This window comes from Caulobacter sp. BP25 (genome assembly GCF_002737755.1).
Taxonomy (GTDB): Bacteria; Pseudomonadota; Alphaproteobacteria; order Caulobacterales; family Caulobacteraceae; genus Caulobacter.
This window is the reverse complement of sequence record NZ_PEGH01000012.1, coordinates 1-18,391: the sequence shown is the minus strand read 5'-3', so window position 1 is coordinate 18,391 and position 18,391 is coordinate 1. Positions and strand designations below refer to the sequence as shown.

Below are 18,391 nucleotides of genomic sequence, written 5' to 3'. Positions count from 1 at the left end.
ACTAAAGCGGCCTTCAAATTTTCTGGCGCCCGGGAAAACCCCACAGGTTCGATAGGGATGCGCAAACTCGAGCGACCGAGACGAGGCCGTCCATGTGACGCGGCCCTGGGATGGGCGCTCGATGACGTGAAGACCTCACGCCCCACACGGAGACCCTTGATGCTCGCGCCAATCGCCGCGCCCCGCCGCCTGCTTTGGAAGCTCGCCCCGGGCATGCGCGATGGCGGCCTTCGCGGCGCTGGGCGCTCCGGCCATGGCGCAGAACCAGAGCCCGCCTCCGGCCCGCGTCACGCGCGACGCCGTGCTGCCGCCCTCGATCCTGACCTCAGACGATCCCCAGCGCATTCCGCGCCGCCCGATAGCCGGACGCCAGGCCCAGACGGTGCTGAGGGGCGGCCGGGTCTTCGACGCCCTGAGCGAGAAGGCCTATCCGGCGACCGTTGTCATCGAGGGCAGGATTATCAAGGCCATCCTGCCGCCAGATTCCACCAACTGGGCCAGCGACGCCGAGGTCATCGACGTGACCGGCAAGACTGTGATGCCGGGCCTGATCGACCTGCACGTCCACTCCCCATAGGCCAATACCTCCATCCCGCGGGTCAGACTTTGAGCTTTCTCAGACACCCGCCCGCGAGGGCAAACCCATCGCCGCGCCTGGCGAGCGTCCAAGAAACCTAAACACGAGCTTACCTTGGAGCACGCGCAGAAACCTGACGTTCGCCCGGCTAGCCCAAGCCGCTTTAGGGGCGCGCGAATTGAATGATGATCGAATAGACGCGAGGTCCGGTCCGCGACTGGTTGCTTTCGCATCAATCCATTTGAGGATCAGGTCGGCGATGTGGAGATTGTTCTTGTCCTGCATGAGCATATGGCTGTTGCCCCGTATGCCCAGCTCCGCTGTCGCGACAATGTCCACGCGACCGCCAGCCGCTTTGATACGGGCCAAATAAGCGCGGCAGCCGTCGAGGCGATTTTGCCAAGTCAGCGCGCCCAGCCCAGTCGGGACTGACAGATTATCACCAAACACCACGAGCGTCGGGATCTTCGCCAGCTTGGAGATTTGCTCGTCGGTGTAGCTGGCCCGGCAGGCTCCGGGCTCGACAGAGACGATGCCGGCGATCCCTTTTGGTTCGATCAGCGCCGCGTCCATAGGAAAAGGACCCGACTGGGAGTGGCTGATCAGGACCGCGCCGTCCAGTCGGCGGCAAGATCCGAAAGCGCCTGAGGGTCGAGGCCATCGATCTCTACTACCAACATCGGGTCGATCCCGATGTGCCCTTCGAGGACGTGGCCGGCACGGTTCGGGACCTGATCGCAGAAGGCAAGGTCAAGCACTTCGGCCTCTCCGAAGCTGGCGCCGAGACCATTCGTCGAGCCAACGCCGTGCAGCCGGTCGCGGCGCTGCAGAGCGAGTATTCCCTGTGGTGGCGCGAGCCCGAGCAGGCCGTGATCCCGACGCTGGAGGAACTGGGCATCGGCTTCGTGCCGTTCAGCCCGCTCGGGAAGGGTTTCCTGACCGGCGCCATCGCCGCCGACGCGACCTTCGGCAAGAACGACTTCCGCAGCATCGTGCCGCGCTTCGGCGCGCAAGCCCTGGACGCCAACCAGGCGCTGGTCGCGGTCCTGAGGGATCTGGCGGCCCAGAGGGGCGCCACGCCGGCCCAGATCGCTCTGGCGTGGCTGCTGGCCCAGAAGCCTTGGATCGTGCCGATCCCCGGCACCGCCAAGCTGCACCGCCTGAGCGAAAACCTGGCCGCCGCCGACCTTGATCTCAGCGCTGCGGACCTGGCGACGATCGAGGCGGCCGTCTCTCAGGTTTCCATCGAGGGCGACCGATACCCGGCGCACCTGCAGGCCCGGGTGGGGCGCTGACGATGGGCGAGGTCAAAGCCATGTCGCGCCGCGCCGCCCTCGGCGCGCCGGCGGCCCTTTTCCTGACCGCAGGTGCGAGCGCCTGCGCGGCCCAGGACCAACAGCCGGCGGCTCGCGGCTCGCGGCTCGCGGCTCGCGGCTCGCGGCTCGCGGCTCGCGGCTCGCGGCTCGCGGCTCGCGGCTCGCGGACCCTGGTCGCCTATTTCACTCGCTCGGGAAACACCCGGGTCATCGCCGCCCAGCTGCATCGGGAGCTCAAGGCCGATCTCTTCGAGATCCTGCCGGTCGCGTCCTATCCCGAGGACTATGAGCAGACGGTCGAACAGGCACGACGGGAACGGGACGTCGGCGCCCGGCCACCGCTGAAGGTGATGGTTCCGAATATCGGCGCCTACGAGACCGTTTTCCTCTGCTTCCCGATCTGGGGCGAGACCGCCCCGCCGGTCGTTCGCAGCTTCCTCGCCGCCCACGACCTGTCGGGCAAGACGGTCCGTCCCGTCATCACGCACGGCGGCTACGGCCTGGGCGACAGCCTGGCGGTTCTCAAAAGCCACGCCCCGAACGCGAACCTGATGCCGGCCTTCTCGATGGAAGCCGACCAGGAGCGCCGTACCATGACCCAGGTCCGTGACTGGCTCGGCCAGATCGCCCGCGCCTGACCGCAGTCTCAGGAGAACACAGATGCAAAAGCGTAAACTCGGCCAGACCGGCCTCCAAGTCTCCGCCCTGGGCTACGGCTGCATGGGCTTGAGCGCCGCCTACGGTCCGCCGACGCCGCACGGCGAAGCGGCGGCGGTCATCCGCGCGGCCTTCGACCGCGGCGTGACCCTGTTCGACACCGCCGAGGCCTATGGGCCGTTCGCCAATGAAAGCCTGTTGGGCGAGGCTGTCGCCCCGTTCCGCGACCAAGTGGTGATCGCCACCAAGTTCGGGTTCGACATCGATCTTGAGACCGGCGCCCGGACCGGAGGCCTCAACAGCCGGCCCGAGCACATCAAGGCCGTGGCCGAGGCTCAGCTAAAGCGCCTCCGCACCGACCACATTGACCTGCTCTACCAGCACCGGGTCGATCCGAGCGTGCCGATGGAGGATGTCGCCGGGGCCGTGAAGGACCTGATCGCGGCTGGCAAGGTCAAGCATTTCGGGCTCTCCGAACCCAGCGTGGAGTCTCTCCGCCGGGCCCACGCTGTTCAGCCTGTCGCCGCGCTGCAGAACGAATACTCGCTATGGACGCGCGACGTGGAGCACAACGGCATCCTCGCCACCTGCGAGGAACTGGGCATTGGTTTCGTGCCGTTCAGCCCGCTGGGCGCGGGCTTCCTGACCGGCAAGATCGACGCGGCCACCAAGCTCGACCCGACCGACTTCCGGTCGATCTCGCCGCGTTTCGCCGCCAACGCCCGGGCCGCCAACATGGCGTTGGTCGATCTGCTCAAGACGATCGCCGAGCGGAAGCAGGCGACGCCGGCCCAGATCGCCTTGGCCTGGCTGCTGGCTCAGAAGCCCTGGATCGTGCCGATCCCCGGAACCACCAAGCTGCATCGCTTGGCCGAGAACCTCGGCGCCGCCGCGGTCGAACTGACGGCGCAGGACCTGGCTTCGATCGAACAGGCCGCCGCGAAGATCCCGATCCAAGGGGCGCGGCTTCCCGAAGCCGTCCTGGCCCAGACCGGTCGCTAACCCACGCCGCCACGAAAGCAGATCATCATGGACGACAAGATCACCAAGATAGCCGGCGTCGGTCGCCGCGATCTCCTGGCGCTCGGCTTAGCGCTGCCAGCGGCCGCCGCTTCCGGCGCCACCGCGGCGGAGGCCAAGACCACGGTGCCCGGCGCCGCCAGCGCGAGGCGCAAGCTGGGCAAGCTAGAGGTCTCCAGCATCGGCATGGGCGTGCAGAACATGCACCGCGCCTATCCGACCACCGTCCCCTACCGACCAGAGATGGTGAATATCCTTCGGGCGGCCTCCGGTCCGTTCGAGAACGAGAAGATCCTAGGCGAAGCGATCCAGCCGTTCCGCGACAAGGTGGTGATCACCAGCAAGTTCGGCTGGAACATCGATCCCGAAACCGGCCGACGCGGGCCCGAGCTCAACAGCCGGCCCGAGCACATCAAGGTGGCGGTCGAAGGTATGCTCAAGCGCCTGCGCACCGACCGGATCGACCTGCTCTACCAGCACCGCGTCGATCCGCAGGTGCCGATCGAGGATGTCGCCGGCGCGATCCAGGATCTGATGAAGACCGGCAAGGTCCTACACTGGGGCCTCAGCGAAATGGGGCCGCAGACCTTGCGCCGCGCCCATGTCGCCCTGCCCGTAACCGCGGTCCAGAACGAATACTCGCTGCTCTGGCGAGGGCCAGAAAAGTGGGTGCTGCCCGCTTGTGAGGAACGCGGCATCGGCTTCGTCTGCTGGAGCCCTCTTGGCGTGGGCTTCCTCAACGGGGCCATCGACGCGGGCACCCGCTTCGCCGACGGCGACATCCGCAAGGTCGAGGGCCGGTTCGCCTCGGAAAACCTGGCCCACAATCTGGCCCTGGTAGATCTGCTGAAGGCCTGGGCGCAGCGCAAGTCGGCGACGCCAGGCCAGATCGCCCTGGCGTGGCTGCTGGCCCAGAAGCCTTGGATCGTGCCGATCCCGGGTACGACCCAGATGGCGCACATGGTCGACAACGCCGGCGCCTCGGCTGTCCGCTTTACGCCCGGCGAACTGGCGGAACTGACGGTCGCCGCTTCTGCGATCCAGATCCAGGGCCTGCGGCTGCCCGAAGGCGTCCTGGCCTTCTCGGAGGTCGAGGCCCCCGCCAGGACATGATCCCCATTCGCCCGGAAAGGAGTTTCCGATGAAGACGCCCGTTGTCGCCGCCATGGCGGCCTTGACCTTGGCGACCCCGGTTGAAGCCCAGGAACGCAAGTCCGTCGCGCCCAAGGCCATGCAGGCCGTCGCCCCGGGGCTTGCCGGCTACACAGACGACGTCCTGTTCGGGGATGTCTGGGTGAGCCCGGCGCTGAGCCCGGGCGATCGCAGCCTGGTGACCGTGTCAGTGCTAATCGCTACCGGCAAGACCGCCCAACTCACCGGGCACCTGGGCCGCGCGCTCGACAACGGCGTCAAGCCTGTCGAGGTCGCCGGCGCCGTCACCCAACTGGCCTTCTACACCGGCTGGCCCAATGCGGTGTCGTCGCTGGAGGTGATCGAGAAGGTGTTCACCGAACGGGGCGTCGACATGGCCGCCTTGCGCGCCCCGGTGACGGCGAGCCTGCCTCTCCCCGCTTCTGACGCTGCCCGGGCCCAGACGGTGATGGCGACCATAGGCCCGGTCGCGCCCAAGCTGGCGGCGCTGACCAACGATGTGGTCCTCGGCGACCTGTGGCGGCGGCCCGATCTGGCGCCGCGCGACCGCAGCCTGGTGTCCCTGGCCGCATTGGCCGCCAACGGCGATGAAGCGGGCTTGGCCTTCCATGTCGGTCTGGGCCTGCGGAACGGCCTGACGCGCGTAGAGATCGGCGAGGCGCTGACGCACTTGGCATTCTACGCCGGCTGGCCCAAGGCGACCGCCGCAGTCGCCGTCGCCGACACCGTGTTCAAGGACCTGGACGGCGCGCAGGCGCCTTCGACGGCCGAGGGCCTCACGATCACCGGTCCCGGGCGGCAACCGGTCCAGGGCCCCGCAGCGACCTTCACGGGCGCGGTCACCGTGACCTCGCCGTTCAAGGGAACCGGCCAAGCCCGTCTCGGCGGCGCCACCGTCGCCTTTAAGCCGGGCGCCCGCTCCAACTGGCACAGCCACCCGCTCGGCCAGCTCCTGATCGTCACGGCTGGCGAAGGCCTGGTCCAGGCCGAGGGCGGACCGGTCCGCCGAATGAAGGCCGGCGACGTCGTCTGGACGGGCCCCGGCGTCAAGCACTGGCACGGGGCCGCCCCGACCAGCGCCGTGACCCATGTCGCCGTGGCCGAGGCCCTAGACGGCAAGAGCGTGACCTGGCTGGGCCCGGTGAGCGACGCCGAATACCGCGCCCCCTCCCGGTGAGCACGCGGTTCCCAACGACCGGCGGGGCGGCGACATCGCCCACGGTCCAAGACGGAGTTCCCATGGCCAACGACGCCATCGGCAAAAACAGGCGGCAGTTACTTGGAGCGTCCGCACGCGTCCTTTCAGGCTCAATTCTCGGAGTTACGGTCATGAGCACGACCCCTGCCGCCGCGGCGGCCGAGAGCAGCAACCCCTTCACCCTGGTCTATGGCGGCGCGATCACCAAGAACGAGCCTGGCCAGGTCAACATCCATCCTGTCGCCTACAAGCTGGGCGACCTGGACATCGTCGCCAACGTCTACACCCCGGCGGGCTACGATCCGGGGCGCAAGTACCCGGCGATAGTCGTGGCCCACCCCAATGGCGGGGTGAAGGAACAGGTCGCGGGCCTATACGCCCAGCGGCTTGCCGAGCAGGGCTACATCACCATCGCCGCCGACGCCGCCTACCAGGGCGGCAGCGGCGGCCTGCCGCGCAGCGTCGACAAGCCGATGTTCAGGATTGAAGACATCCACGGCATGGCCGACTTTATCACCCGCTACCCTGGCGTCGACGCGGCGCGCCTGGGTCTCTTCGGGATCTGCGGGGGCGGCGGCTATTCCCTGGCCGCGGCGAAGAGCGACAAGCGCTTCAAGTCGCTCGCCACGCTCAGCATGTTCAATTCGGGCCGGGTGCGCCGCAACGGCTACCAGGACTCGGCGCTTGCGACGGTCCAGGAGCGCCTACGCCAGGCCTCGGCCGCTCGCGCCCAGGAAGCGGCCGGTGGCGAGATCCTCTATTCCGGGGACGCCAATCTGACCGACACGCAGATCGCGGCCCTGCCCTTCGACCTCTATCGCCAGGGCTATGAGTACTACTGGAAGACCCACGCCCACGCGGGCTCGACGTTCAAGTACACCATCAGCAGCCTGCTGGACCTGATGCGCTGGGACGCCACCGACCAGATCGATCTGATCGACGTGCCGCTGCTGATGGTGGCCGGCAGCAAGGCCGACAGCCTCTACATGACCGAAGACGCTTTTCCGAAGGCAACGGGTACGAAGGACAAGACGTTCTTCAAGATCGACGGGGCCACGCACATCGAGACCTACTGGGTTCCGGAGTATGTGGATGTGGCGATGGGGCATTTGACGCAGTTCTTCGCGCGCACGCTGGCATCCTAAAAAGCAGCGATGGCGCTCACACAGGAGAAGTCGCGCCCTGAGCGGCCACTAGGACCACGTCGGGATTCGGACCTTGCGCGCCGTGACACCGCCAACCATGACGCGGTCGTTCACTTGGGTCGGACCGCCGGGGCGTCGCCGGCAAGGCCTCTAGCCCCTAGCCCCTAGCCGAAGTCGCGCCTCGTCGGCTTTCTCGCTGCTCGTTTAGGCTCTTCCCCACAACGATCCATGACGTTATCCGTCGGATTTGTTAGGCCTGCTAAAAAGGGCAAGTCACCAGGGCCGACTAATCGCCGCCACGACGCCGGGATACTCCTCCTCTCAAACACATCGGACATGGATCCCAGAGAGGCGGGACCGATGATGCTGCCGTGGAGGATGACCGATGCCGTCGGAAATCAAGATCTCGAGACGTTTGCTGCTAGCTGGCAGCGCGGCGACAGCTTCAGCCACCGCGGCGGAGGCGCGGCCTGAGCAAACATCACCGTCGAGCGAGCGGGACAATGAGTTGATCGCGCTATCCCAGCAGAAATGGCGGTGGATGGCCGAAAAAAATGTCGCGGCGCTGGACAAGCTATTTGACGAGAAATCGATCTTTGTTCACATGAGCAGGACGATGAACAAATCTCAGGAAATTGACGTCATCAAGTCCGGCGACATCGAGTATCGAAAAGCTACTGTAAGCGACATATCGGTCAGATTTATAAATGACACCGCAACTGTCTGGAGCAGGATTGAACTTCAGGCGATAGTGGGTGGGAACGTGGCGAACAATCCTTTCACAGTGACCGAAACCTTTGTGAAGGTTGGTGGCCAGTGGAAATTGGGCGCGCTCGTCTTCTCGATGTTCCGTGGACCTCCCGCCACACCCGCTGCGGCGCCTAGTTAGGCTGGCGCAGTTCCGATGAGAGCGTGGCTCTCCTGTGACCACGCAGTTTGGAGCTAGAGCACCACGGGGAAAGCTAGCTCCAAGGCCGAGTTTTTACCCCGCAAGAAGCGTGGAGTAGCGGGCAACTCAGCGCCAGGAGCAGACTTTGACGTGGCTCGGGGAACGCGACATTCGAACATCCAGTCAGCTAGCGACTGCGACTTCCTTCAGCGTCGCAGCCGTTCAGCGATAAACCGATCCACGGCGTCGGTGTAGTCGCCGGGCAGGCCCAGGGTGCGGTTGACGTCGGCGTGGGTCAGGGGCTGGGGCAAGACGGGCATCCGCACGCCCGAGCGCTTGGCCAGGGCCTGGAAGGCGCGCGCGTCGTCGCAGGGCTTGTCCGGGCGCTTGGTCGAGCAGATCAGCATCATCTGCACGGCGGACGGCGTCCACTGGTCCATCGGCGAGGCCTTGGCCCAGCCGGCGGGATCGCCGCCGAACGCCTCGTCGTAGAACTTCGGATGGCGGCCGACCATGGTCTCGGAGACCTTCATCGTCGCCGAGTCCAGCACCACCGTCCCGGCCCAGGGGTGGCCGACCATCGCGGGCTTGGACGATAGCAGGGCGACCAGGTGCGCGCCGGCCGAATGGCCCATCAGGATGATGTTGCGGTCGCTGGCGCCCCAGTCGGCGGCGTGGCTCCGCGTCCAGCGCAGGGCGGCGGCCACGTCCTGGGCCTGCGTATAGGCCATGGCCTGGGGCAGCATGCGATAGTTGACGCTGGCGAATACGAAGCCCTTGGGGAGCCAGTGGCGAAGCTTGTTCTCGACCGAGCCGGTATTGGCCTTGTCGCCGATCTTCCAGGCGCCGCCGTGCACCATCACAATCACCGGTGCGTCGCGCGGGACGTTCGGCGGGATGTAGATGTCGACAGCCTGAGCCGGATCGGCGCCGTACGCGGCCGTCAGCTTGCGGGCGCCGGGCAGGATGGCCTGGAGGTCGATCGGGCGCTCCTCCTCGGCCTTCTTCTCCTGCAGGCGCTGCATCATGCGTTCGCGCATCTTGCCGCGCGGGCCGATCTGGGCGTCGGCGACGCCACTAGCGGTCAGCGAGACGGTCAGAGCGGCGGCCAGGGCAAGGGTCAGCGGGCGAGTCTTCTTCAAGGTCAGTCCTCTAGCGAGAAAGCGATGGCCGACGCGCGATACTAGGGGGGCTGCCGCGCGCCGGCCTCCGGGGCCCGTCCGTGGGCAGGCTCGGACTCTGGCGTCCGGAGCGCGCCGGGCGGGGTTTCGCCGCCGACGCGCTCCGGCCTCGATCAGGGGCGGCTCACAACGCCGCTGACCGAACGGGTGTCGCCGTCATAGCCGGTGCGGGTGGCGTTATAGCTGTAGGTGCCGTCGCCGTTGTTGACGACGCTGGTCGCGCGGTTGGCCGAGGCGCCGTTGTTGAACGTCCGAGAGGCGCTTCCGGCGTAGGCGCCGTCGCCCCAGCTGGCGGCGCGCTGGCTGGCGACGCCATAGCCGCCGTTGGTCTGGGTCCCGCGAGACACCGAGACGGCGCCTGGCTGGCGGTTGACATGGCGGTCGTGGACGTAGCCGCGGCCATAGGCGCCCTGCACGCGGACGGTGCGGCCGTTCTGGCCGGCCTCGGCGGCCGGGGCGAGCGCGATGAACAGGGCCGTGGCGGTCATGCCGGCGGCGGCGAAAACGGTCTTACGCATGGTGTCTTCCATCTCTTGGGTGACGTCCCTCGTCGCTGGACAGAAAACACGCCGGCGCGCTCGCCCTGATGTTTCCTCGCCGACGAAACGTGTCGAAATGTAATCGTGGACCGCTTGGCCTTTTCCGCGCCGCGCACCTGGGGCAAGGCTTCGGTCATGATCGACAACACCCTGATCGCGGTCGTCGAGGACGACGCCGAGATCCGCGACCTGACACTAGGCCTGCTGCGCCGGGAGGGCTGGGATGCCGTGGGCTGCGAGGACGCCGCCGCCTTCGACCGACTGGCCGCCCGACGTCGCGTCGACCTGGTGCTGCTGGACATCATGATGCCCGGCGAGGACGGCCTGTCGCTGTGTCGCCGCCTGCGGGCCACGGGCGACACGGCGACTCTCCTGATGGTCACGGCCAAGGGCGACAACATAGACCGCGTGGTCGGGCTAGAGATCGGCGCCGACGACTACCTGCCCAAGCCCTATGTGCCGCGCGAGCTTCTGGCCCGGATCCGCGCCATCCTGCGCCGCACGCGCGAAATCCATCGGGTGGCCGTCGCGCCGCCGGGCGAGGTCTATGGCTTCGCCGGCTGGCGGCTGGACTCGGCCAGCCGCGATCTCCTCGACGCCGCCGGCGCGCCTGTGGTGTTGACGGGCGGCGAGCACGACCTCTTGATGGCGTTCCTGCGACACGCTCAGCGGGTGCTCAGCCGCGACCAGCTGCTGGACTGGACGCGCGGCCGCAGCGCCACGCCATACGATCGCTCGATCGACGTCCTGCTGGGCCGCCTGCGCCGCAAGCTGGCCTCGGGCGCGGGCGGCGAGGGACTGATCAAGACCGTGCGCGGCGGCGGCTACCTGTTCAGCGCGCCGGTCGAGCGGCTTTGAGGGCGCGCCGCCGATGGTGATGCTGGACAACCTCTCCTCGCGGATCGCCGCCATCCTGCTGGCGGGCCTGATGATCCTGCTGGTCCTGGGCGCGGCGCTGCTGATCTGGCCATCCGAGGACGGCGGCGGAGTGCGCTTCTACCAACTGCCCCAGCCGGCCGAGGCGGTGGCCATGGTCGAGGCCCTGGACGCCTCGCCGCCCTCGGCCCGGCCCGCCGTGATGAAGGCGCTGGACACCGGGGTGATCCGGGCCACGCTCGGCGCGGACTTTCCCGCCTCGCTGCGGCGTACGCGTCCCGCCGACGCGCGCGATCCCGGTTACGGAGCCTACGATCGGGCGCTGGCGGGGCGCTACTGGCGGATCGAGGTGCTGCGCGGCGGCCGGCTCCGTGACGGCTTCATGCCCGGACGCGCGGCCCTGCGCCTGTCGGTGCGGCTGGAAGACGGCTCGGTCCTGACCCTGCGCCGCCGCGCGCCGGAGGCGGCGCGGCGCTATCTGGGCCGCATCACCCTGGCTTGCGCCGCCCTGCTGGCGGTGACTCTGCTGATGATCCTGGCTGCCGTGCGCCAGACCACCCGGCCTGTCGAGAGTCTAGCGCGCGCGGTAGCTCGGTTCGGCGACGACCTGGACGCGACTTCGCTTCCCGCGACGGGGCCTCGAGAGATCCGCGAGCTTTCGGCCGCCTTCAACACCATGCGCGGACGGATCCGGGGGCTGGTCGACGAACGCACGCGCATGCTGGCCGCCATCGCCCACGACCTGCGCACCTACCTGACCCGCCTGACCTTGCGGGCCGAGTTCATCGCCGACCCCGAGCAGCGGACCAAGGCGACCCGCGACCTCGCCGAGATGTCCCAGCTGCTGGACGACACCCTGCTATTCGCCCGCCAGGAGGCCGGGCGTGGCGAGGGCGCGCGGCCCGTCGAGGTCCAGCGCGAACTCGAGAGCCTGGTCGCCCTGCGCGCCGATATGGGCCAGATCGTGACCCTTTCGGCGGGCGCGCCCGTCACGGCCCTTGTCTCGCCGGTCGCCCTGCGGCGGATGCTGGACAACCTCGTGGACAACGCGGTCGCGTATGGCGGCGGCGTGACGCTGGAAGCCAAGGTCGCGGATGGGGAGGCGCGCATCACGGTGCTGGATCGCGGTCCTGGCCTGCCCGACGCGGCGCTGGCCCGCGTCACCGCTCCGTTCGAGCGCGGCGAGGCCTCGCGCAACCGACGCACCGGCGGAGCGGGCTTGGGCCTCTCGATTGTCCAGGCCCTCGCCCAGGCGCACGGTGGCCGGCTAGTTCTGGCCAACCGCGAGGGTGGAGGGCTAATGGCGACCATAGCCTTGCCGACGCTCTAGGGTGGGCTCGCAAAGCCATGATGATCAGCGATCGGTGATTCCGAAGGGTCAGGAACGGGCGCGTCGGGCGCTCTGGATTTAGGCTCCAGCGCAGCGCCCAGGACCAGACCTTCCCAACGTCAGCGATGAGTCAGGCCCGGCCCACGCCGGCAGCGTTACGAACCCCGCCCGAAAGCGGCCCTCCCAAGGTCGAAGAAGAGTCAGGTGCGGTCGTCCCACGGCAGATCGCTCTCGATCTTCTAGCGGTCGTCGTCGCCCGCGGACCCGCCTATTGCCTGTCGTTCTACGCCAGAGCACGACGCCACCGGGACGACGCTTTACACGACACCGCGAGCGGAGTTCCCTACAGATCATAGGGCTCCGAGAAGGCGCGCAAGGCAATCCGCCGACGCCGCCAAGCCGAGTGTGAGACGACGGATGCAGATCCGGCGAGCGGGGTACTATATTACCCCTACTCCCACTCGATAGTGCCGGGCGGCTTGGACGTGACGTCGTAGACGACCCGGTTGACGCCTCGGACCTCGTTGATGATCCGGGTGGCGGTCTTGCCCAGGACGGGCCACGGAAACTCGAAGAAGTCGGCGGTCATGCCGTCGGTCGAGGTCACCGCGCGCAGGGCCAGCACGTTCTCGTAGGTGCGGGCATCGCCCATCACGCCGACGGTCTTGACCGGCAGCAACACGGCGAAGGCCTGCCAGATCTGGTCGTAGAGACCGGCGTTGCGGATCTCTTCCAGATAGATGGCGTCGGCCTCTTGCAGAACCTTGACCTTCTCGGGCGTGATCTCGCCCGGGATGCGGATGGCCAGGCCCGGGCCGGGGAACGGGTGACGCCCGACGAAGGCGGGCGCGAGGCCCAGCTCGACGCCCAGGGCGCGGACCTCGTCCTTGAAGAGCTCACGCAGCGGCTCGACCAGCTTCAGCTTCATGTAGTCGGGCAGGCCGCCGACATTGTGGTGGCTCTTGATCACCGCCGAGGGACCGCCGCGCGCCGAAACGCTCTCGACGACGTCCGGATAGAGCGTGCCCTGGGCCAGAAACTGCGCGCCGTCGATCTTGGCGGCTTCCTTGTCGAAGACGTCAATGAACAAGCGCCCGATCGTCTTGCGCTTGGTCTCCGGATCGCTGACCCCGGCCAGCTCGCCGAGGAACAGATCGCCGGCGTCCACGTGGACCAGCGGGATGTTGTAGTGGTCGCGGAACAGAGTGACGACCTGATCGGCCTCGTTCTTGCGCAGCAGGCCCGTGTCGACGAACACGCAGGTCAGTTGGTCACCGATCGCCTCATGGATCAGCACGGCGGCTACCGAGCTGTCGACGCCGCCCGACAGGCCGCAGATCACCTTGCCCGAGCCGACTTGGTCGCGGATCTTCTGGACCATCTCCTGGCGGAAGGCCGCCATGGTCCAGTCGCCCTTCAGGCCGGCGATATTGAACAGGAAGTTCCGGTACATCTTGGCCCCGTTGACGGTGTGGTACACCTCGGGGTGGAACTGCAGGGCATAGATCTTCTTGGCGTCATTGGCGATGGCCGCGAACGGCGCGCCGGTCGAGGTGGCGATGACCTCAAAGCCGTCCGGGATGGCGGTGACGCGGTCGCCGTGGCTCATCCAAACAGTCTCGACTCCGCCAACACCGGCCAGACCCTCGAACATCGGGCTATCCTTGCCCACCGTCAGCTCGGCGCGGCCGAACTCGCCGGCGTGGCCGCCCTCGACCTTGCCGCCCAGCACGTCGCACAGCAGCTGCTGGCCATAGCAGATGGCGAGCAGCGGCAGGCCCAGGTCGAACAGCTTGCGGCCGATGCGGGGGCTGTCGGCTTCCAGCACGCTGGCCGGGCCACCCGACAGGATGATGGCGCTTGGCTTATATTCGTCGACGATGGCCTCGGCCTTGTCGAACGGGTGGATCTCGCAATAGACGCCGGCCTCGCGCACGCGGCGGGCGATCAGCTGGGTCACCTGGCTGCCGAAGTCGACGATCAGGACGCGCTGGTGGTTGGGTTCAGTGGTCATCGGCGAGTCTCCAGCGGCAAACATTCAGGTCTAGGCGGTCAAATCAGGGCGTGTAGGTGGATCGCTCCAGCACGGCGGCGAAGAAGCCGTCCGTCCCGGCGCGGTAAGGGGTCAGGCGCAGATAGCCTTCAGGGCTCACGTGCTGCTCGACGCCCGGCAGGGCGATCGGCTTGACGGCGAATTCGGGATGCCGTTCGAGGAAGCCTGCCACGCGGTCCTCGTTCTCGTCGGTCAGTAGCGAGCAGGTGACGTAGATCATCCGGCCGCCCGCCTTCACGAAGGTCGCGGCGTCCTCCAGCACGCTGTCCTGCTCGATCTGGCGCTTGGCCAACTGGTCGGGCGACAGGCGCCACTTGGCGTCCGGGTGGCGACGCCAAGTGCCGGCGCCGGTGCAGGGGGCGTCGACGAAGACGACGTCGATCTTGCCTTCCAGGCCCTTGAGCGGCGTCGCCTCGATCGGCGAGCGGATCTGGAGGTTGCGGACCCCTGCCCTCTGGCCGCGCCGGATCGTGTCGGCCAAGCGGCGAGCGTCACTGTCGTGGGCGAAGATCTGGCCGGTGTTGCCCATAGCGGCGGCGAGCGCGAGGGTCTTGCCGCCCCCACCCGCGCAGAAGTCCAACACCTGCTTGCCCTTGACTTCGCCCGCCACGGCGGCGGCGATCTGCGAGCCCAGGTCCTGGACCTCGAACCAGCCCTTCGAGAAAGCCGGAACGGCCTCGACCGACGGCGTGCGGTCGGCGGCGGCTGGCGCGGGGATGCGGAAGGCGTTGGGCAGGATGCCCGCCGGCGCTGCGTGGATCGGCGCCAGGGCCTTGGCGGCGCGCTCAGCGTCGGTCTTCAGGGTGTTGACCCGCAGGTCGACGGGCGCGCGTTCGGACAGGGCGCGCATCTCGACGGCCTGATCGTCGCCCAACGCGCGGATCAGCCGCTCTTCAAGCCAATCAGGATAGTCGCCGACGACCGGGGCAGCAGCGTTGTCCAACGCGATCGGGCTGGCCAGACGCTCACGCTCGGCGTCGGTCAGGGCGCCGAAGCCGTGTTCCTCGGCCGCCGCTTCGGCGATCCGCTCCGGTGCCCAGGCCCAGGTGAAGGCCAGCACGCCCAGCACGACGCCGCGCGCGCTCGCATCGCCCATCATCCAGCCCAGCGAACGCTTGCGCCGCAGACCGTCCAGCACGAGACCCGAGACGAAGGCGCGATCTTTGGAGCCTGCGTAACGCGCAGCCTCGCCCCAACGCTTCAATGCCATCTTCACCGGAAAATGCCGCGCCTCGATCTCGGTGAGAACCTCGATCGCCGCTGAAACCCGTCCTCCGTCCCGCATCAGACGACCAGAGCCAGCAGGGTCAGGATGATCCCTGTGAAGGATACGCACCAAGCGATGCTGCGCACCCAGGGCACGCCCAGCACGTAGAGCGGCAGGAAGGCTAGGCGGCCGCCGACATAGAGGCCGGCGCCCAGCATCGTCAGCGCCCCGAACCGGCCGCCCAGATAGGCGACCAGCACGGCGACGGCGAAGAACGGGAAGCTCTCGCGGTAGTTGGCGAACGCCCGCTCCAGCCGCGCGGCCAGGCCGCCGACCGGAACGGGTTCGTCGCGCGGACCGGCGCTCCACTTCAGCCCCCGCTGCGAAGCGCCCGCCACGGCCGCCGCCAGCAGGTGGACGAGGCCGATCAGGACCGCCACGCCCAGCATCTGAAGTTCGAACGCCATCTGCATCGGCTAGACCGCGCTCGGATAGTTCGGTGCCTCACGAGTGATCATCACGTCGTGGACGTGGCTCTCACGCAGGCCAGCGCCGGTGATCCGGACGAACTTGGCGCGCTTCTGCAGCTCGGGATGGTCGGCGCACCGACATAGCCCATGGCGGCGCGCAGACCGCCGACCAGCTGGTGCAGCACTGGTGAGATCGGCCCCTTGAACGGGGTCTGGCCCTCGATGCCTTCCGCCGCACCAGCTTGAAGCTGTCTGTCACTTCCTCTGAAGTAGCCGGTCGGCCGAGCCGCGGCCAAGTTCGTCCGGATCACCGGCGCTGGCCTGCGTGAGAGCCACGTCCACGACGTGATGATCACTCGTGAGGCACCGAACTATCCGAGCGCGGTCTAGCCGATGCAGATGGCGTTCGAACTTCAGATGCTGGGCGTGGCGGTCCTGATCGGCCTCGTCCACCTGCTGGCGGCGGCCGTGGCGGGCGCTTCGCAGCGGGGGCTGAAGTGGAGCGCCGGTCCGCGCGACGAACCCGTTCCGGTCGGCGGCCTGGCCGCGCGGCTGGAGCGGGCGTTCGCCAACTACCGCGAGAGCTTCCCGTTCTTCGCCGTCGCCGTGCTGGTCGCCTATCTGGGCGGCCGGTTCGGGGCGCTGACGATGCTGGGCGCCGGCCTCTATGTCGGCGGCCGCCTAGCCTTCCTGCCGCTCTACGTGCTGGGCGTGCCCTGGGTGCGCAGCATCGCTTGGTGCGTATCCTTCACAGGGATCATCCTGACCCTGCTGGCTCTGGTCGTCTGATGCGGGACGGAGGACGGGTTTCAGCGGCGATCGAGGTTCTCACCGAGATCGAGGCGCGGCATTTTCCGGTGAAGATGGCATTGAAGCGTTGGGGCGAGGCTGCGCGTTACGCAGGCTCCAAAGATCGCGCCTTCGTCTCGGGTCTCGTGCTGGACGGTCTGCGGCGCAAGCGTTCGCTGGGCTGGATGATGGGCGATGCGAGCGCGCGCGGCGTCGTGCTGGGCGTGCTGGCCTTCACCTGGGCCTGGGCACCGGAGCGGATCGCCGAAGCGGCGGCCGAGGAACACGGCTTCGGCGCCCTGACCGACGCCGAGCGTGAGCGTCTGGCCAGCCCGATCGCGTTGGACAACGCTGCTGCCCCGGTCGTCGGCGACTATCCTGATTGGCTTGAAGAGCGGCTGATCCGCGCGTTGGGCGACGATCAGGCCGTCGAGATGCGCGCCCTGTCCGAACGCGCGCCCGTCGACCTGCGGGTCAACACCCTGAAGACCGACGCTGAGCGCGCCGCCAAGGCCCTGGCGCCGATCCACGCAGCGCCGGCGGGCATCCTGCCCAACGCCTTCCGCATCCCCGCGCCAGCCGCCGCCGACCGCACGCCGTCGGTCGAGGCCGTTCCGGCTTTCTCGAAGGGCTGGTTCGAGGTCCAGGACCTGGGCTCGCAGATCGCCGCCGCCGTGGCGGGCGAAGTCAAGGGCAAGCAGGTGTTGGACTTCTGCGCGGGTGGGGGCGGCAAGACCCTCGCGCTCGCCGCCGCTATGGGCAACACCGGCCAGATCTTCGCCCACGACAGTGACGCTCGCCGCTTGGCCGACACGATCCGGCGCGGCCAGAGGGCAGGGGTCCGCAACCTCCAGATCCGCTCGCCGATCGAGGCGACGCCGCTCAAGGGCCTGGAAGGCAAGATCGACGTCGTCTTCGTCGACGCCCCCTGCACCGGCGCCGGCACTTGGCGTCGCCACCCGGACGCCAAGTGGCGCCTGTCGCCCGACCAGTTGGCCAAGCGCCAGATCGAGCAGGACAGCGTGCTGGAGGACGCCGCGACCTTCGTGAAGGCGGGCGGCCGGATGATCTACGTCACCTGCTCGCTACTGACCGACGAGAACGAGGACCGCGTGGCAGGCTTCCTCGAACGGCATCCCGAATTCGCCGTCAAGCCGATCGCCCTGCCGGGCGTCGAGCAGCACGTGAGCCCTGAAGGCTATCTGCGCCTGACCCCTTACCGCGCCGGGACGGACGGCTTCTTCGCCGCCGTGCTGGAGCGATCCACCTACACGCCCTGATTTGACCGCCTAGACCTGAATGTTTGCCGCTGGAGACTCGCCGATGACCACTGAACCCAACCACCAGCGCGTCCTGATCGTCGACTTCGGCAGCCAGGTGACCCAGCTGATCGCCCGCCGCGTGCGCGAGGCCGGCGTCTATTGCGAGATCCACCCGTTCGACAAGGCCGAGGCCATCGTCGACGAATATAAGCCAAGCGCCATCATCCTGTCGGGTGGCCCGGCCAGCGTGCTGGAAGCCGACAGCCCCCGCATCGGCCGCAAGCTGTTCGACCTGGGCCTGCCGCTGCTCGCCATCTGCTATGGCCAGCAGCTGCTGTGCGACGTGCTGGGCGGCAAGGTCGAGGGCGGCCACGCCGGCGAGTTCGGCCGCGCCGAGCTGACGGTGGGCAAGGATAGCCCGATGTTCGAGGGTCTGGCCGGTGTTGGCGGAGTCGAGACTGTTTGGATGAGCCACGGCGACCGCGTCACCGCCATCCCGGACGGCTTTGAGGTCATCGCCACCTCGACCGGCGCGCCGTTCGCGGCCATCGCCAATGACGCCAAGAAGATCTATGCCCTGCAGTTCCACCCCGAGGTGTACCACACCGTCAACGGGGCCAAGATGTACCGGAACTTCCTGTTCAATATCGCCGGCCTGAAGGGCGACTGGACCATGGCGGCCTTCCGCCAGGAGATGGTCCAGAAGATCCGCGACCAAGTCGGCTCGCAA

General features: G+C 67.9%; 18 protein-coding genes and 3 pseudogenes. 14 read left to right on the top strand and 7 right to left on the bottom strand.

Features of this window, described 5'->3' with window-relative positions; all coding sequences use genetic code 11:
* Nucleotides 1-220 precede the first annotated feature (220 nt).
* Complete coding sequence (locus tag CSW59_RS08805) at nt 221-577, top strand: hypothetical protein (RefSeq protein ID WP_099443690.1); 357 nt, start codon at nt 221-223, stop codon at nt 575-577.
* Between the two features lie 39 nt (nt 578-616).
* Here CSW59_RS08805 and CSW59_RS08800 read toward each other — a convergent pair whose 3' ends face one another.
* The gene (locus CSW59_RS08800; RefSeq protein ID WP_099443689.1) at nt 617-1,150 is read right to left on the bottom strand and encodes a hypothetical protein; all 534 of its coding nucleotides are present in this window, start codon (nt 1,148-1,150) and stop codon (nt 617-619) included.
* 41 nt (nt 1,151-1,191) lie between these two features.
* Here CSW59_RS08800 and CSW59_RS08795 point away from each other — a divergent pair.
* The 7 genes and pseudogenes from CSW59_RS08795 to CSW59_RS08765 form a co-directional block, all read left to right on the top strand.
* Nucleotides 1,192-1,872: pseudogene (locus tag CSW59_RS08795) on the top strand (aldo/keto reductase); the annotation flags it as partial.
* A gap of 2 nt (nt 1,873-1,874) precedes the next feature.
* Nucleotides 1,875-2,531 carry a flavodoxin gene (locus CSW59_RS08790; RefSeq protein WP_201722754.1) on the top strand — a complete coding sequence of 219 codons (657 nt, stop codon included), beginning with the start codon at nt 1,875-1,877 and terminating at the stop codon, nt 2,529-2,531.
* Between the two features lie 22 nt (nt 2,532-2,553).
* Entirely contained in the window at nt 2,554-3,552 is a 999-nt protein-coding gene (locus CSW59_RS08785) for an aldo/keto reductase (RefSeq protein ID WP_099443687.1), read from the top strand.
* A 27-nt stretch (nt 3,553-3,579) separates the two neighbouring features.
* The gene (locus CSW59_RS08780) at nt 3,580-4,683 is read left to right on the top strand and encodes an aldo/keto reductase (RefSeq protein ID WP_099443686.1); all 1,104 of its coding nucleotides are present in this window, start codon (nt 3,580-3,582) and stop codon (nt 4,681-4,683) included.
* 28 nt (nt 4,684-4,711) lie between these two features.
* A complete protein-coding gene (locus CSW59_RS08775) occupies nt 4,712-5,899 on the top strand; it encodes a carboxymuconolactone decarboxylase family protein (protein ID WP_099443685.1) in 1,188 nt (395 codons plus the stop codon).
* Nucleotides 5,900-6,051: 152 nt separating this feature from the next.
* The gene (locus tag CSW59_RS08770) at nt 6,052-7,065 is read left to right on the top strand and encodes an alpha/beta hydrolase (protein WP_201722753.1); all 1,014 of its coding nucleotides are present in this window, start codon (nt 6,052-6,054) and stop codon (nt 7,063-7,065) included.
* Nucleotides 7,066-7,450: 385 nt separating this feature from the next.
* Nucleotides 7,451-7,954, top strand: a complete 504-nt coding sequence (locus tag CSW59_RS08765; protein WP_099443683.1) for a nuclear transport factor 2 family protein — start codon at nt 7,451-7,453, stop codon at nt 7,952-7,954.
* A 206-nt stretch (nt 7,955-8,160) separates the two neighbouring features.
* Here CSW59_RS08765 and CSW59_RS08760 read toward each other — a convergent pair whose 3' ends face one another.
* Nucleotides 8,161-9,096 carry an alpha/beta hydrolase gene (locus tag CSW59_RS08760; protein ID WP_099443682.1) on the bottom strand — a complete coding sequence of 312 codons (936 nt, stop codon included), beginning with the start codon at nt 9,094-9,096 and terminating at the stop codon, nt 8,161-8,163.
* Nucleotides 9,097-9,248: 152 nt separating this feature from the next.
* A complete protein-coding gene (locus CSW59_RS08755) occupies nt 9,249-9,653 on the bottom strand; it encodes a hypothetical protein (protein ID WP_099443779.1) in 405 nt (134 codons plus the stop codon).
* 156 nt (nt 9,654-9,809) lie between these two features.
* On the opposite strand from CSW59_RS08755, the gene CSW59_RS08750 reads away from it, so the two are divergent.
* Together CSW59_RS08750 and CSW59_RS08745 are read left to right on the top strand one after the other, a co-directional pair.
* Nucleotides 9,810-10,532, top strand: a complete 723-nt coding sequence (locus tag CSW59_RS08750; RefSeq protein WP_099443778.1) for a response regulator — start codon at nt 9,810-9,812, stop codon at nt 10,530-10,532.
* A 13-nt stretch (nt 10,533-10,545) separates the two neighbouring features.
* Nucleotides 10,546-11,880 carry an ATP-binding protein gene (locus CSW59_RS08745; protein WP_099443681.1) on the top strand — a complete coding sequence of 445 codons (1,335 nt, stop codon included), beginning with the start codon at nt 10,546-10,548 and terminating at the stop codon, nt 11,878-11,880.
* Between the two features lie 451 nt (nt 11,881-12,331).
* Here the strand turns inward: CSW59_RS08745 and guaA (CSW59_RS08740) are convergent, their stop codons facing one another.
* The 4 genes and pseudogenes from guaA (CSW59_RS08740) to CSW59_RS08725 all read right to left on the bottom strand — a co-directional run.
* The gene (gene guaA, locus CSW59_RS08740; protein ID WP_099443680.1) at nt 12,332-13,894 is read right to left on the bottom strand and encodes a glutamine-hydrolyzing GMP synthase; all 1,563 of its coding nucleotides are present in this window, start codon (nt 13,892-13,894) and stop codon (nt 12,332-12,334) included.
* Nucleotides 13,895-13,937: 43 nt separating this feature from the next.
* A complete protein-coding gene (locus CSW59_RS08735; RefSeq protein ID WP_099443678.1) occupies nt 13,938-15,218 on the bottom strand; it encodes an RsmB/NOP family class I SAM-dependent RNA methyltransferase in 1,281 nt (426 codons plus the stop codon).
* The gene (locus CSW59_RS08730) at nt 15,218-15,607 is read right to left on the bottom strand and encodes an MAPEG family protein (RefSeq protein ID WP_369825755.1); all 390 of its coding nucleotides are present in this window, start codon (nt 15,605-15,607) and stop codon (nt 15,218-15,220) included. Before CSW59_RS08730 ends, CSW59_RS08735 begins: the two co-directional genes overlap by 1 nt.
* 9 nt (nt 15,608-15,616) lie before the next feature.
* A pseudogene (locus tag CSW59_RS08725) lies at nt 15,617-15,904 on the bottom strand (IMP dehydrogenase); the annotation flags it as partial.
* Here CSW59_RS08725 and CSW59_RS21310 point away from each other — a divergent pair.
* The 4 genes and pseudogenes from CSW59_RS21310 to guaA (CSW59_RS08710) all read left to right on the top strand — a co-directional run.
* A pseudogene (locus CSW59_RS21310) lies at nt 15,902-16,000 on the top strand (hypothetical protein); the annotation flags it as partial. The pseudogenes CSW59_RS08725 and CSW59_RS21310 overlap by 3 nt on opposite strands.
* Before the next feature lie 9 nt (nt 16,001-16,009).
* Nucleotides 16,010-16,399, top strand: coding sequence for an MAPEG family protein (locus CSW59_RS08720; protein WP_369825755.1), 390 nt, complete (start codon nt 16,010-16,012; stop codon nt 16,397-16,399).
* On the top strand, nt 16,399-17,679 hold the full coding sequence (locus tag CSW59_RS08715; protein WP_099443678.1) for an RsmB/NOP family class I SAM-dependent RNA methyltransferase: 1,281 nt from the start codon (nt 16,399-16,401) through the stop codon (nt 17,677-17,679). Before CSW59_RS08720 ends, CSW59_RS08715 begins: the two co-directional genes overlap by 1 nt.
* 43 nt (nt 17,680-17,722) lie before the next feature.
* On the top strand, nt 17,723-18,391 hold a 669-nt coding region (gene guaA / locus CSW59_RS08710), incomplete at its 3' end, for a glutamine-hydrolyzing GMP synthase (RefSeq protein ID WP_143754978.1).